This window comes from Listeria rocourtiae subsp. hofi (genome assembly GCF_963575615.1).
Lineage (GTDB): Bacteria > Bacillota > Bacilli > Lactobacillales > Listeriaceae > Listeria_A > Listeria_A hofi.
Genome location: NZ_CAUYTL010000003.1, coordinates 102,743 through 118,198, shown reverse-complemented (window position 1 = coordinate 118,198; position 15,456 = coordinate 102,743). Strand labels below are relative to the sequence as shown.

Below are 15,456 nucleotides of genomic sequence, written 5' to 3'. Positions count from 1 at the left end.
CGGAGTGATTGAGATGACATTAACAAAAGATATGATTGCTAAAGATACGAATGCAATGATTCAAGGGCTATCCCGCCTTATTGAAACAAGCTACGAACTAGATTTCGAAGAAGGTCAAGTAATTACCGTTGAAAACGCAGAAAGCTGGACAAACGGCGGTGAATTTACAGTTGAAAGCACTAATGACTATACATACTGCTTCTCAATCGAAAACGAATCTCCGTGTCACCTTGTTGATTATGATAATTAGGAAGAAGTAGAAGTTTTGTCTGCTGAGAATTGCGAAAAAGAAAAAGAAGCATTGATTGCGTCAGGAACAAAATTTGTAATTACATATGTGTCTACTGATGAGGATGCGCAAGAAATGGGCTATTACACTGTTGAACTAGAGTACGTGGAGGAGGATTAATATGCACCCTATAAGCCAGCTTTTAGTTGAATATGATTCGACTTTGTACCAGCTACAAAAGTACCACGGCATGTCTCAGTCATCTTTATCACGGTCTATTATTACAAACTCGCCTATCGCGCATATGAGAGTATCTGCATTAGAGCAGTTTGCAAGAGCATTTAATGAAACGCCAGAAACGATATTACGAAAACTTTTAGATTACGAAGAGGAAGCAAAAACGGAAAAATTAAAAGAGGTTTTAGAACAATGCGGTTTTGGAATTGAGGTCTTAGAAGAGCTAGAAGAAACGGGAAAAACTAAAATCAGTATGCAACACGATGGAACTCCAGCTCTAATGGATGCTATCAACGAGCAAACTGAGTATGTTGCTGAACTAAGCCCATCTACTGATTTTATTATTATAAGCAAATATTGAGATTCGGAGGATACAACAATGGACAGCCGTGTAAAAGATTTGACAGGACAAAAATTCGGAAGACTAACCGTGACATCATTTGTACGTTCCGAAAAAGGAAATGCGCGATGGAAGTGTGTATGTGAATGCGGTAATGAACATGAAGCTCTAGCAAACGGGCTGAAACGAGGTCAGGTTCAATCCTGCGGGTGCCTTCAAAAAGAAAGCGGTAAGAAGCACGTAAGCAATTTACGTACAAAAGAAGCGCAACAGAAAGCTTATGAACGAAAACTAGAAGTTGATAGCATTGACGGTACTATGAAATCAGCCCTTACACGGAGACTATCGGCTAAAAACAAAAGTGGTGTAAAGGGTGTACGCTGGAATGAAGATAGGAAGAAATGGCAGGCCAGCATCACATTTAAAGGAAAAGTGCATTTTTTAGGTAGATTCACGAAGAAAGAGGATGCAATTCAAGCGCGACTTGATGCGGAAGCAGAATATTTCAAGCCCATTCTGGATAAATAAAAAAGCCCTCGAAATTAATCGAAGGCACAAGTTAATTAAAAGCGATACTACAATATGAAAAACAGTACTTATACACATTGTATATAAAAATCACCAAAAATTATGTTTATGTTTTCCATTCGTATCTAGCTTTCAAATTTGTTAGTTGATAATATTTTATATAGCATTCTTTTTGTAATCTACCTACTACAATTCCCGGATGGATATCTATTTTCTTAGCAAAATTTTGCACACTATTATAGCTGAAATCTCCTTCTCGAATAAAAGAACTATATTCATTAGGTGGTATTAAAATATTTGCAGCAAAATCATTTGCCTCTTCCTCTATTTCGCTGGAAACATAGTTCTTAGTTGTTACAAACGGTTCCTTTTTATGTTTTAATATGTGTCCTAACTCATGAAAGAAAGTAAACCATAGCACGTCATTAGTCTTATACCTCAAACTTAATTGTATTACAGCTTTTTGAGGAGTTGACAGCCACCTTGTCATTCCACAAACCTTGCTCCCTTTTATCTCTGGGACAAACACAACTGCTACTCCAAAATTTGCACATAAACTTTGCAATTGAGGAATAAAAATTTGCGGGTCTACCACTTTCGTTAAATTTCTTAAATCTTTAATACTTGACTCTGCAATCTCTTTTGAAAATGCGCCTGTATTAATTTTAGCAGCTTCAATATCGCCCTTTCTTATCCAAGAAATTAAAGCATGATTGTCTACTTCTTGTCCATTATTAACTGCTAATCTATACGCACCGGCAAAATTATTATCATTAACAATGTAGGCTTCCAAAGCATCAAAAGATACGAAGCCAAAAAACTTCAATAGATAGTTAACTCTTTCGGAGGCATTTGAACCTTTTTCTATAAATTTCTTCTGCTCTAATTCTTTTACAGGAAAAGAATTTAGAATCTCTTCCTGTTTTTGCAAGTTTGCTTCAACCACTTTATTTTGCTTATATTCTTGATAATTCTTTTCTAATGAATTCCAAAAAGAAGCATCAACATCAAATACAAATTCAAGTTTTCTAGCTGTCTCAGGAGTAAGCTGCGCTTCTCCATTTATAATATTAGAAACATGCTTTGGAGTAAGATCTAACCTGCTTGCTAACTCTTTTTGAGTCATTTGGTGATCATTAATTACCTCTCTTAAGGTCTCTCCTGGGGCTGTAGCATAATTGGGTTCTACTTTATAACCACTAATTGCCATGATAATCCCCTACTTCCATTATTTTTATTGCTACCGCTTCACTTTTGACTAAAGTTCGTTCTTCATCACTGTCGTACGCTTCAAAAATGCAACGGAAGTTTTTCGTTAAGTCTACTGCATAACAGTCTTTATATTTATTTCCTTTAAGTTGATGTAACCGCTGAGGTTTCAAATGGCTAATATCTTCCAATGTCTCAGCTGCTTTAAACTCTGAAACCCTTAACCTGAGACTGTCTCCTATATCTTTGCCATATTCTTTCCTCAAAAGCCTTTCATCGCTTAATATTTTGGTCATTTTTTGAGTTTTGGCGTATATCTCCATAAATTTCCCCTTAACCTCGTTGGTTAATACCTCTTATTATCATTATAACACCTAAAACCCATCTGTAAACAATAAATCATCTAAAATTAATTTTGCTTATTATTCCTTATGTACCAAAAGCCCCTCAACCGAGAGGCTTTCAATCCTTAACTTAAAATCCGCGCATCTTCTTCAACAACTGCAAGTTCTGCGAAGCACTACCTTTATAGTTTTTAATGCCGTACTGTGTTGCATATTTAGCACGCGAACTGTAGTCAGACGCTTTCTTAACTGATTTCAGATAATCAACTAGTGAAGCGCCTTTGTATCCTGATTGCGCTGGTTTAGATGTTGAAGCGCCGGCTTTTAGTTTATTCAATAAAGCCGTATTTTGCGACGCTGTTCCCGTGTAATTTGCGATACCATACTGAACAGCTAGTTTTTTACGATTAGCCATACTAGAATCAATCTTTTTACTGTTCAAGTAATCTACAATACTACCACTTGCGGATGGTTTAGAGGGAGTTTGCGGTGATTTGCTCGGTGCATCCCCAAATGTATCTGTACCATAACCCTTATAATTGTTCTGCAAGTGTGGTTTATCCACAAACCCCTTCCAATCTCCACCCCATTCAAAGCCCAATGCTTTAGCTTTAGCAATGAACTTTTTAATATCTGCACGTTCGTATCCGTCCCAAATAGTTGCTGAACCTTTCGTAGGTACGAAATCAAGCGCTTGACCCACTAAATGATAGGACTTCATCGTTTGTGATGCACCACTAGCAACGTTTGCCTCCTGCTGTGCTTTTGTTCGGATAGTCTCATAAATTAGTACTTCGATATTGTTATCCTCTGCGTACTTGAATAATTCCGTAGCCTTTGCCTTTGTATCATTTGCCAGTTTTGCAATGTTACCCCAACTTCTTTCACTGTAGTGTAATTTTGTCATTATTTATCATCCTCTCCGTATTTTTTAGCTCGATTGGTAACAAATTCATAAGCCCACGTTCCACCCAAGCCAGCAGTTCCACCAGCCCATAACATGACACCAATACTTCCTGCGCCTGGAAGTACCATCGCGGCTAAGCCAAGCAAAATCCCCACAATAAAAGACACAACTGGTAAGTGCTGTGTCTTGAACCACCCCGTTTTCTTAAGCATTTCAACAGTTGCTGTTGTAGCTGCGACTAATAGGGGGATGTAGATATACATTTCTTTCCCAAATTCGATTGTTTGTTCCATCATTTTTCACCACCCTTCAAATTGTTATCTATAAGCATTTGTAGCAATCCTTGAACATCATCAAGCCGCTTATTGATATTTGCGTAGTTGTTTTTTTCAAGCCTAATATTTGAATCAATCAGATTTTGCTTCTTTTGAAAGCGTTGATCTGCTTCACGTTTATAAGCTTCCAACTCCTCTTTAACATCAGTCACATTTTGCCTAACCATTACAATTTCACTTTGAACGACCCCAACTTTTTCAACATAAGGCCGTAAAGCTAAATCAATCGATGTCGATAAAATAAAAATAGCAATTTTTTGCAATGGCTTTATTTTCCCAATTGCAAAAGTGGCGACAATAACCGTCACTACAGCACCTACAACATACTGTAACACTTGCCAAAGTCCTGCAAAAATCTCCTCCAAACCAACCACCTCATCCCAATTTCATAAAAAATACGCCTAGCTAAAGGTGCTAAATTCTTCTTGCATTTGATGGATCAATTCTTTATTTTCTTCTATTAATCCATCTTGTATATCACGGTTGATAACCGCCACTCCATCTTTCACAATAGCGCAATCAATCGGCATATCTCGAAGGAGTTCTTCATCCGCCTCAACCATTACATAATCATCGCTTGGTGCCTTAAACCACTCATTAATTATTCCTTGTTCATTCACTCGTACAAAAACATGTTTACTCATTTTTTACCACGCTCCTATTTATTAATCGTACCAAATTTCACGTATCGCATATGCTGAATTCGGTGATGCTGCATTATCATCATGCCCTTTAATGTTTCCTAACGGACTAATATAAAATGCTTTTTTTGCATTATCTGTACGCCCTGGCATGTTACGCCAATGCGCAAAACCTGATAAATCGACAATATCTTTTTTGTGAAATTCAAATGTTTCAAAACCGTAATCGTAGGCTCCTGTGCCTGGAAGATAGCGACTAACCCTAACAAAGAGCGATCTCTTCATTTTTGAAAAATCGAATGCGTAGGATTGTCCAGCCAACATATAGACAGCTCCAGAGAAAATCACTTTATTCTCAAAGTAGGCATCTACATATCCCTCTGTCGAAATGGGTTCCCATGCGATTTCACTCGAAACAGCAGGGTTGTACATTCCCTGCCACATCTTTCTAGTCGTCCAATTGGCCACACGGAACATTTTTCTATTATTACCACCGATATAAATTTCCAAAGCGGCTAGTCCCGCCCCAGAGAAGGGCATATTGATTGCATTGCTTGAATACAGCTCATAGCTTCCGGCACCGAGTGTTAGGATATCCGTTGTAATCGTTCCTAGTGTGTACAATGTATTATTTCCATACATAGCATTTTTCGTATTTCTGAACTCTAAGCCAAATAAGTTCACCGAGTAGGTCGGGTCTAAGTTCTCGATGCTTACCGTGTAATAGCCTTTGCGAGCGGCAAATAGTAGTTTGCTTGCGTTTATTTTACCATCAATATATAATGCCGCGGAGTTGTACCAGTTCAAATCAGCAGTAAGATAGGTCGCCGATTTCAATGACTTATTCATGACTCTTGCGGCTGTCGTACCATTCGCGTAAGAAATGACATTGTTCGATGTTTCTGCTCCGAAATTCAATTCTGTTTTTAAATTTAATGTTTTTGAGCTGGCATAAATAGAGGGAAAAATTAACAAATTACCTTCTTCTGCGTAGAATGAAAAGTAAGCTTTTCCCCCTGGTTTCAATACCAACGCGATTCCCTTTCCTAATTCAGTCGAGTCCTCCGTCGGGAAGAATTCACTTGTAGAGGGAGTACACTTATCGTTATACTGAATGCCGCTGTTTTCTTTTGTAACACTCAAGGCTTCATGATCTTTTACTTTATTCATATTCAAAATAGATTTATTGATGAATAAAGAGGCTATTTTGTTCCCGATGAATGTGTAGCCTGTACCGTTGAAATGAACAGTATCAGAATAAAAGTTAGCCGGAATTCCTGCTGTCTCGGCTGACATATCAATTACAGGCGCATGATACTCTTTCGCCAGTTGTATAATAGACTGTGAATATACATCTACAGTCGCATCTGCACCGTTTTTTTGTTTAGGAGGCGTTAGAAAGATTACAGCACTTCCCCACGCCAGCGCTCGCTCAATGATTTTTTTGTAACCCTTAACGAAATCATCGATTGACTCAGTGGCATTTTTACTATCATTATGCCCTAGCATAAACAGTGAAATATCCGCACCAAAATTCACACCGTCCCATTTTGAATATGACGAAATAACCGTGTCACCTGAATAACCACAGTTTTTTACCGATACACTCGGATATAGTTGTTTCAGCGCTGTTTCTAATGCTTCTGGATAAGTAATGCTGGCTCGTTCTCGTGTATGAGCTGTTCCGTTTGGTGTCAATACGCTGTCAGGTGGCCTTTTATCAACACTGTAAATATCGTAACCATATGTGAGACTGTCACCGTAACATAGAATTTTAACCGCTTGTCCCATCCTTAACTTTTCGAAGCCAGTACTTAACAATTTGACATTTTCCATCGCCGCGCTAGCAGTATCTACCGTCACCTTGTCTTCTTTCCTCATCAGGCCATCGTTTGTTTGACTAGCTAGTACTCCTTTTTCAACTATTTCTTTCAACTCTTGTAATCGTGATGATAGCTCTCCGGTTTCTGTTTCTAACTCCTGAATAATTTCCAACACTTCTGTTTTAAATCCATCAAACATATGCAAATATTCATCTTTTATATCTTCTAAATCGCGGATATAGACCTGATAAATAACATCTAAATCCTGATCAATCAATGCCTGGTCAATTGTAAAATGGAATTTATGAACAGATAACGATTGACCCTGATTGAACCGTAAATAAATCTCTGCTTGCACTGGTCCAAAGTGTTTTATCGTTTCATCATTCAGAATGTAACTTATCTGACTCAACTCTTTATTTACTTCGCAGGTGTCTTGTACAACAAAATTGTTACCCTTCATGTAAATTGTGGCGGTTAGCGCACTCATCGGGAATGGTACAGTATCCTTTTCAACATCAAATATTAAACGCGCTGTCTTAATATCTTGTGTGGAGAAACTACCTCTTAAATCAATCGAGTTCTGATGATAACTTGAAATCTCTAATTTGGTCCCTAAATCTTTATGCACTTCATTTATCATGTCAAAGTACCTCCATTCTTCACAAGTGTTGCTCCACCTACATTATTAGGTGGATTAATTTGTACAATAGAAGCGTCTGAAATAACGCTGTACGTATTCCCAACGCCTGAGTTTGTATAAGCGAAATTAGAATACGCCGTATACTGGTCTATTTGTGCCGCGTACTGATTAAGGAAGTAACAATTATGAGCGCCTCCATTACCAGAATCAATAACAACCGCTGGAACCGAATTCGTTTTTGCTTTTGCGTCATCAAATCTACAGAAACCTACGGATGCATATCCGCAACGGGTAAATACAAATGTTCCAGATTTATTCGGTGTCTGATCTGCATTGACTTGATTCAATCCTCGTAAAGATAAATAACCAGAGCAATCACGGAAATTTAAGTGACGCACAAAAACACCAGTCTGTTTATTTTTAGGGTCCACAGTTGCACTATTCGTACCTTGAATAAAGATTGCCGTTATTTGCTTGTTCTGAATGTAAACATCTTCATTGTAAATACCAGGTACGAGATAAATATAAACAGCACTTCCGTTCAGTGCGCGTGGTATTTGCTGTACTGCTTTATTGATTGTTCTATACGGCGCATCCGATGCCCCTGTTCCTGATGTATCGTTTCCTTTATCCGCGTCTACATAGATTTCAAGGTTTGCCTCTGTGGCACCGTAAAGCGCTTTTAATTGTTCTTCGAGTTTTTGAGCCGTTTCGTTTACCTTGCCTATCTCTGTGTTAACATCTGTTAAATAGGATGCCATCGTTCGCTCGAACGCATCTAACTTAGCTTTCAAAGTAGGATAAACAGTTCCGTTCGAGTTAACCCTTGCGTCAACAACTTCTGTAATATCATTACCAGAAACGTTTAAAATCAAGTTATCAATTCGTTTATTTGTAGCATAAATATCTTGTGTATTTCCTAAAAACTCTTTTTCTATTTTATCCATGTTGTTATTGAACTGTTCAATTTTGCTGGAATCATAAATGATATTCCCCCAGCGATCTAATAATATAGACATTCATTTCGCCCCTTTCATGTTTTTAATCACTTGCGCTAATACTTTCGTGATTGATTTTTTTATGTTTGATAATGTAATTTCAGGTGGCTTATCTGTTAAATGGTACTTCTTAAAACCTACAATCTTCACATCGTACATAAGGTTTAATGGCTCATAGATAAGCATCACGTAATCACCTAACTGGACATTAAAATTCAATCTCAAATTCGTGCTAATCGTTGTCGCTGGGTAATCCTGTAGTTCTAACTTCAAACGCCTGTCCATGTTTCCTACAACTGTGTACCGTTCATCTGAAACGGGGTCTTGAATACGAATGCCCCATGTGGCACTTTCAGGGCTGGTATAAGTTCGTGGTTCAAAAAACGGAATGCCGTCACTTCTTACTTTTCCGAACCCTTTAATCTGCGTCTTCATAGAAAACGTATCTATTTCCAGTGTTAAATTATCGGTGTTGTATAGATACCGGATAGGATTTTCTACTCGCTCCCCATAGTCCTCTACTGGCACAAACGTTAGCTTTTTGTTGTCCGGCAATACAACCAGTTTGTAATCTTCTAGAACCTCATCGATTAACGTTAGGTAATTAGCATTCCCAAAATTCTCTTGCTCTACCTTTTCAAGCACATTGTTCTTATCTACGACTTCAAAAGTAAATCCGCGCGTACCACTTGAGAATATATGTTTCAAACAGTCACTTGCGCTTTTACTACCTGAAATCGTGTTGTATTGAAATCCATCTTGCGCTGTGTAGTAAAAATGTTTCGCCATGACAGTTTTTGTTATTTCAGCGCCTTCTGCTGATAACGTCATTTGCTTTACAATGAACTCTTGACCTAAGAAAAACACACTGCTTTCATGATTTAATAAATCAAATGCAAATGTATTCTCCTTTGTTTTAGTAACAGAAAAATCAAGTTGCCAAGTGGTGTTTTCTTCTCGCGTCTCTGAAAATGAATCTCTATCAATCCCTGTTAGTATTTCTTCATACGTCTTGTTATAATCGCTCACTACCACATCCATATCATTCATGCTTTCACCTACTTATACAGATAATAAAAATCCCATTCGGTAGATAGGCTACTTGCGCCTTCAATACTGATGAGATTTTCACCTGATTTTAAAGATATTAATCTGTGGTTTGTGTCCCGTCCACAGGCTACACCGTTGAGCTTTGGTATGGCATTTTCTATAGTGAGTGTGTCCGCTAATGCGATTGGTTGATTGTAAATAAATGTATCACCTGTGGTTAGATTGGATATTTGTAAGTTACCATCACTCTCACCTTTTAGCCTGATTCGTAAATAATGTTGACGAGGATTTACCGTGAGTTCACCAGCGTTATAAATGGGGAACTTATTCCGCGTGTGTTTGTACTGGTAATTTTGCGATACTAAATTTTGTCCAAACTGCCAGCTTTTTTCCATTACCGTAAAATCACTTAGTGTTGATAACAATGATTCGGCGCAACCTGCGAAACAGTTGAACATGATAGTGAAAATAAATTCATTTCCAAACAACTGCTCTTTCTCTATCGTTGCTTTATTGACTGCGAATTTCATACCTGGCATGAAAGAATGTGTGACATAATAATACTCACGCCTATGCACTAAGTTTTGAATTTCTTGCAACGCTAATTTTCTATCGTATCGACCATCGAAGTAAAATTTCAGCCTGAATTCAAACGGGCCAAAATTTTTAACACGAGGTATCACACCATCCATTCCGAACATATCAATATCATCATTGGTTGTATTGACATCGTCTCGATCATATTCGAGGGCGTATATACCTGACTTACCGGTAAAGTTCACTGGTTCGTTATTAATTAAAAATATCACTTCATGCCTCATCATATACTCCCACCTAACGAATGCAAATCATTTCTCAACTGCCTGTTTTGGATTTTTGTATTGCTTCTTTCTAGCGCTTTATCGTCTACAATTAAATCTTTAGATAGTAGAGCTTTCAACAATTGAATCATTTCTCCTTGCTGTTTATTTGATGCGACTAATTGTTCAATAACACCGTTGTTGTCCACAGGTTGAATCGTTTTATTCTCACCTGGTGCATTTAACGCTGACTTAATAGACGTCATCAATAACGAACCTTCACGGATCGGGGGTATTTCTATAGAAGGAACTGAAATTAAATTACTCATTGTTTTAGTTACTTTACCCTTCATTGACTCTACACCAGCTATATAACCAGCAGGAACCATTTTACCTACTTCATCACGGAATCTGCGTGACGGCGATTTGATTTTCAGTGTTTTCTTCGTCGTGTTAACAATCGTATTCGCCATTTTCTTACTTGCATTTTCTAGTGCTTTTTGTTGGCTCTCTAGCCCTTTCACTAATCCTTTAGCTGAATCAATCCCAGCTTTGTACATATAGTTAGCCGAGTTATTACCCAGCCGAGAACTCGCTGTGTTAATTTGACTTTGCAAACTGTTAAGCGATTGAATCGTTTTCTTGTCTGAACCTGCTAAAGCTTTTGCGTAAGATGCCCCACCTTCAACCCCAGCTTCCATAATTTCACTTAAGGTTGTTTTATTCACGCCCATTTTCTTTAATTTTTCTAAGTTGGCGTTGAATTCATTAAGATTTTTCAGCCGTTCTGTCATGCCCTGTTGCATATATTTTGTGTCGAAACCGTCCTTATCTAGGCTTGTAATAGACGTGTAACTCTTAGCACTATCTGTGATACCTTTTGCGTAATCATTACTCTGTTGTTGTAATTCTTTTAGCTTTTCATTACCAGACTTGATTTTCTGAATCAGTGTATCACGTTTTTTTATCAGTGTTTGCAGTTTCTTATACTCATTTTCAACATATCGTTTGGCATTATTTACACTCAAATTACTAACATTCTTACTCTTACGATTTTGTGATTCCTTTGTTAGTTTGCTGATAAGGTTTTTCAGCTCTGTGTTTAGTTTGTTGCTATCTTTCGAATACTGAATATTTACCATGAGTGGTTGAATATCTACATTGAATTTAGATGACATACTTTGTAATGTGTTTTTTGGAATAACGGATTTCTTTGTACCTTTTGCATACCTTGGAATTATCTTAGCTGTTTTATCTCCGCGTAGTACAGATGAACCACGGGGTACATTAGGTAACAGTACGTTTCTACCTTCTGGAATAAATGAAAATCCATTCGGATACGTGACAAGTTCTTTAAATTTAGAACCTGGCGCATCGTTGACAACCATGTCCCCTCCAGGGTGGAAGTTCGTTCCTTTTGCATTGAAAGCGAGTGAACCTGATGGGGCTTTGCCGTTCGTTTTATAAGAAAATTCAAGGACTTTTTGATCTCGTTGAGGTATAGCATTCCAATCTCTTATTGCTGATTGCAACTCTGATTTTATTTGGAGCGCATTAGTGAATATTTCCCAATCCTTTTTGCTATAGTTGGGTATAGTATCCCAACCTTGGCTTTTAGCAACTTTAACTAGTTGCATAATGTCATATGCATTCGTATCTATGTCAGCATGCTTTTTAAAATACTCTAATGGATTCCAGTTCTGATTCTTATTCTTTAATATACTCTTTAGCATTTCCTTCTCATTGGAATCAATATCAGCATGCTTAGTAGCATATTCAATAGCATCCCAACCAGTTAGCTTTTTCTGTTTAGCCTCATCCAATATTTTACTTACATTAGTTGATAGTAGACCGTTTTTGGACATGAAGTTCAGTTTGTTCCAAACGCCCTCTTGTTTGCTTGCTTCAACAACCTTTTCAAGAGCGTTAGTGCTTACTTTTCCAGTTTTCTCGTCAAAGACCATCTTATTCCATAAAGCACCCGCTTTATTTGACTCATTACCGACAAATTGTAAACTTTGAGTCATGGATATACTTGACTCAGCTACTTTTCTAGCAGAATCAATAATTTTTTGATTTTCAGCAATCATAGCTGACGATGTTTCCTGTGAACTATCAATAACCTGACCGTTAGCTAAGAAAACTGTTTTTGCTATTTCAGGATATTTTTGCACAATTAATGCAATCTGTTGATCAATTGAGCTAACCGCATTCTTACTACCTTCTTCCATAGCTTTTAATGATTTTACCCAAACGTCGCTACCTTCTTTTACTCCATTATCAAGTAAACTCTTTTTGAACTCTTCTCTAGATTTAGCAGCTTCTGTGCCTATAATTTGGCGTTGTTTTGCTAAACCTGTAGCCCAGCTTTTCGCTTGTTCTTCTGTAGCACTAGTTACATCTGCGGTCATTGCCGAAAGAAGAGCTTCTCTGTCTTTTTTGTTATCGACTGTGATATTAACGTACTCTTTGGCATTTTGCATCTCTAAATCTTTAATTCGCTTAGATTGTTCCAAGGTCATCTTGTAATCATTGTCTTTTGCTTGTTTTTTTATTTCTGAAACGCGACGGTTATTATCCTCTACTTTTTTTAATGCTCCTTGTAGCCTTTTCTCCTCATCGCTCAATACTGCTCCTACAGCTTCTTTGGCGTATCCAGGTACCAATTTTAACGCCTCATTCAATCCTTCAATTCTAGATTTCAGGTCATTTTCAATTGACGCACCCATCCTGGAGAAATCCTCAATCATAGCAGATGACGAACCACTTATACCTTGTGACATCAACTGGAATTCTCCTGTGGCTCTATTATTTAGATTCTGAACTCCCTCTAAAACTTTTGCAGTTCGTTTCGGAACGTTAGTTCCCCATAAGTCAATATCAGTCCTGCTATTATCATAAGCTTTTTTAAGCCCATATAATGCTAATCCTATACCTCCTACACCTAAAACCGTAAGACCTATTGGGTTTGTTAATAGTCCAAGCCCTTTTCCGAAGGTCGTTGCACTTTTAGTAACAATCGAGAACGGTCTGTTAGCTTGACCAACACCTGAGCTTAGTTCGCTAACACCGCTTTTTGTATTCTGCATTGCTAGTTTCATTACACTAAAACCGCCGACAGATTTATCAATAACGCTAATCATAGAGCCTAAACCTCTATTAAGCCCACCAAACGCCATAATCGCTGGTCCAGCAACTGCGCCCGCTAAAGCCATCTGTGTAATAAATTTCTGCACACCGGGGTTTAAATTATTGAACTTATCAAGCATCTGTTGAGCATGCTTCACCACATCTGTAAACATCGGAATCAATGTTTGCCCGGTAGTAATTGCTAAAGTTTCGGCTGCACCTTTCAGTTCCTCCACAGCACCCTTTAGATTGTCCATTTTCTTTTTAGCGACTTCCGCAGCAGTAACTTTAGACATTTCTTTATTCATGTCCTTAATACCTTTTGCGCCTTCTTTATACAAGATATTACCAGCACGGATAGCATCAGAACCGAACATTGTGTTTAATGCTGCTGATCGTTGCTCTGAACTCATACCCTTTAAACTTTTTTGCAAGATGTCCGCAATTTCCGACATGGAACGTAGGTCACCGTTCGCATCATAAAAAGCCGATTGCAAGGAACCGGAATTCATGAGTAGCTTATTAAATTCTTTGTTCACCTTCGCTGTAGATGCCTTCGGACCCGCCATAGATTTAGCTAAATCATGCATTTGCTCCATCAAAATACCTTGCTCACCAGATAAAGGCTTAATCCCGTTTTCTTTCAACGTTTTCATTGCATTTTCAGTATTCGTTGTCAGCAATCCTAGTCTTTCAAATTCCCCAGCGGCCGCGTCTGTTTGCGGATGCAAACGCATAAGCATTGTTTTAAGTGATGTACCGCTATCGCTTCCTTTGAGCCCGTTTTGAGCGAATACCGATAAGGCTGTCGCTGTATCTTCAAATGATAATCCAGCTCCACTAGCAACGGCTGACGCTTGTTGTAAGCCTAAGCGTAATCCTTCTACATCTGTAGCTGATGCATTCGCGCCACCTGCTAAGATATTAGCCGCATCTGCAACAGAAAGGTTATCATCCCTAAATGCATTCAATGCTGTACTTGCGATTTCCGCCGCCGATGCTAAATCGATTTCTCCTGCAGTCGCCAAATCTAGCGCGCCAGCAAGACCACCGTTTAGAACATCCGTTGTACTTAAACCAGCTTTTATAAGCTCCTCAATTCCCATTGCCGCTTCTTGTGCAGAATATTTCGTATCAGCTCCAAGTTGAACAGCTAAATCTTGAAGTTTCGTCATTTCAGAACCAGTCGCACCAGACACAGCTTGAACGCTATCCATCTGTGCTTCAAAATCAGCCGCCTTCTTGATTGCGACACCAAGCCCTACAGCTAATGGTGCTGAAAACCTTGTCGTTACTGTTTTACCAGCTTCCCAAGCTTTGTCGCCCACATTCTTAAATCTAGATGCGTTATTCTCTAACTGGTTACGGAATTCATCAAACCGTGGAGAGAGGCCACCTATTTTCTTCGCGTAAGAGTCCATCGTGTTCGAATTTATTTTGATTTGATTATCCAATTCTGCAATACGTGCTTTTTGATTCACATAGGCACTAGATGTTTTTCCTGATACACTAGCAATCGTTTCTAGCTTCTGTCTTTCTGCTTCACGAATACGTGTTAAGTCAGTGATTTTCTGACCTAATCCAGCGTATTGCGTCCGCATAGCTCCCATTTTATTTCCCGCAAGACTTTGCTGTTGAGCTAATGCAGATGTATGACGACTGTTCGCTTGCATCTTATTATTCAATTCTTCTAAATCAAGTTTCTCAACTTTCATAGCTGCGCCAGTTGCTTTTAATTGTCGTTCTAAGTTCGCTTGTTTAGACACAGTATTATTGATATCTCTTGCTAAATTTTGCGCCCTTACCGAAGCCTCACCGTTGGCCTCTACCTCTTCTTTATAAGCTTTCGTCAGATTATCCACATGCTTTTTATTAATCTGCAAAGAACGATTTAAACCATTGTATTGCGCCTCTAGCTTCCCTAACTTATTATCCGCATTATCAAAAACAGCCATTTGCGCTCTCATTTGAGATTCACTATTTTTCAAACTACGTTTTACAGCTGTCAAAGAACTCGTAAACTTAGAAGATTGCAAATCCATTTCCACAATCATCTTACCTAAAGGTGTGTTACCTGACATATATTATCCTCCTCCCTGCATTTGGCTTATTAGCTGATCTAACGGTATTGCTTTTTGTTTCTTTTTCTTATTCGAAATCAGCTTGATTAAATGGAAAAAGTCAGCTTCATCTACACTCTTGTAATCCCAACCCGCCTCAACAATCAACTGACGATAAAACGC

General features: G+C 38.3%; 15 protein-coding genes. 4 read left to right on the top strand and 11 right to left on the bottom strand.

Features of this window, described 5'->3' with window-relative positions; genetic code table 11:
- The first annotated feature begins 13 nt into the window (after positions 1–13).
- Genes R8925_RS03250 through R8925_RS03235 form a run of 4 tightly spaced genes read left to right on the top strand, consistent with a single transcriptional unit; the run spans position 14 to position 1,334 of the window.
- The gene (locus R8925_RS03250) at positions 14–250 is read left to right on the top strand and encodes a hypothetical protein (RefSeq protein WP_430534486.1); all 237 of its coding nucleotides are present in this window, start codon (positions 14–16) and stop codon (positions 248–250) included.
- 15 nt (positions 251–265) lie between these two features.
- Complete coding sequence (locus tag R8925_RS03245; RefSeq protein ID WP_430534485.1) at positions 266–409, top strand: hypothetical protein; 144 nt, start codon at positions 266–268, stop codon at positions 407–409.
- 1 nt (position 410) lies between these two features.
- Positions 411–827, top strand: a complete 417-nt coding sequence (locus R8925_RS03240; RefSeq protein WP_430534484.1) for a helix-turn-helix domain-containing protein — start codon at positions 411–413, stop codon at positions 825–827.
- A gap of 18 nt (positions 828–845) precedes the next feature.
- On the top strand, positions 846–1,334 hold the full coding sequence (locus tag R8925_RS03235) for an AP2 domain-containing protein (protein ID WP_430534483.1): 489 nt from the start codon (positions 846–848) through the stop codon (positions 1,332–1,334).
- Positions 1,335–1,440: 106 nt separating this feature from the next.
- On the opposite strand, the gene R8925_RS03230 is transcribed toward R8925_RS03235, so the two are convergent.
- The 11 genes from R8925_RS03230 to R8925_RS03180 form a co-directional block, all read right to left on the bottom strand.
- The gene (locus tag R8925_RS03230) at positions 1,441–2,544 is read right to left on the bottom strand and encodes a HigA family addiction module antitoxin (protein WP_430534482.1); all 1,104 of its coding nucleotides are present in this window, start codon (positions 2,542–2,544) and stop codon (positions 1,441–1,443) included.
- Positions 2,534–2,866 carry a type II toxin-antitoxin system RelE/ParE family toxin gene (locus R8925_RS03225; protein WP_430534481.1) on the bottom strand — a complete coding sequence of 111 codons (333 nt, stop codon included), beginning with the start codon at positions 2,864–2,866 and terminating at the stop codon, positions 2,534–2,536. Before R8925_RS03225 ends, R8925_RS03230 begins: the two co-directional genes overlap by 11 nt.
- 151 nt (positions 2,867–3,017) lie before the next feature.
- Positions 3,018–3,794, bottom strand: coding sequence for a M15 family metallopeptidase (locus R8925_RS03220; RefSeq protein WP_430534480.1), 777 nt, complete (start codon positions 3,792–3,794; stop codon positions 3,018–3,020).
- Complete coding sequence (locus R8925_RS03215; protein WP_430534479.1) at positions 3,794–4,090, bottom strand: holin; 297 nt, start codon at positions 4,088–4,090, stop codon at positions 3,794–3,796. The genes R8925_RS03220 and R8925_RS03215 overlap by 1 nt, the downstream gene beginning before the upstream one ends.
- Positions 4,087–4,494, bottom strand: a complete 408-nt coding sequence (locus R8925_RS03210; RefSeq protein WP_430534478.1) for a hypothetical protein — start codon at positions 4,492–4,494, stop codon at positions 4,087–4,089. The genes R8925_RS03215 and R8925_RS03210 overlap by 4 nt, the downstream gene beginning before the upstream one ends.
- 36 nt (positions 4,495–4,530) lie before the next feature.
- Positions 4,531–4,773, bottom strand: coding sequence for a hypothetical protein (locus tag R8925_RS03205; RefSeq protein WP_430534477.1), 243 nt, complete (start codon positions 4,771–4,773; stop codon positions 4,531–4,533).
- Positions 4,774–4,794: 21 nt separating this feature from the next.
- The gene (locus R8925_RS03200; RefSeq protein ID WP_430534476.1) at positions 4,795–7,236 is read right to left on the bottom strand and encodes an SGNH/GDSL hydrolase family protein; all 2,442 of its coding nucleotides are present in this window, start codon (positions 7,234–7,236) and stop codon (positions 4,795–4,797) included.
- Positions 7,233–8,255, bottom strand: a complete 1,023-nt coding sequence (locus tag R8925_RS03195) for a hypothetical protein (RefSeq protein WP_430534475.1) — start codon at positions 8,253–8,255, stop codon at positions 7,233–7,235. Before R8925_RS03195 ends, R8925_RS03200 begins: the two co-directional genes overlap by 4 nt.
- A complete protein-coding gene (locus R8925_RS03190; protein WP_430539400.1) occupies positions 8,256–9,275 on the bottom strand; it encodes a phage tail protein in 1,020 nt (339 codons plus the stop codon).
- Positions 9,276–9,292: 17 nt separating this feature from the next.
- On the bottom strand, positions 9,293–10,108 hold the full coding sequence (locus tag R8925_RS03185; protein ID WP_430534473.1) for a phage tail domain-containing protein: 816 nt from the start codon (positions 10,106–10,108) through the stop codon (positions 9,293–9,295).
- Positions 10,105–15,294: a phage tail tape measure protein gene (locus tag R8925_RS03180; protein WP_430534472.1), complete on the bottom strand. Its 5,190-nt coding sequence runs from the start codon at positions 15,292–15,294 to the stop codon at positions 10,105–10,107. Before R8925_RS03180 ends, R8925_RS03185 begins: the two co-directional genes overlap by 4 nt.
- Positions 15,295–15,456 lie beyond the last annotated feature (162 nt).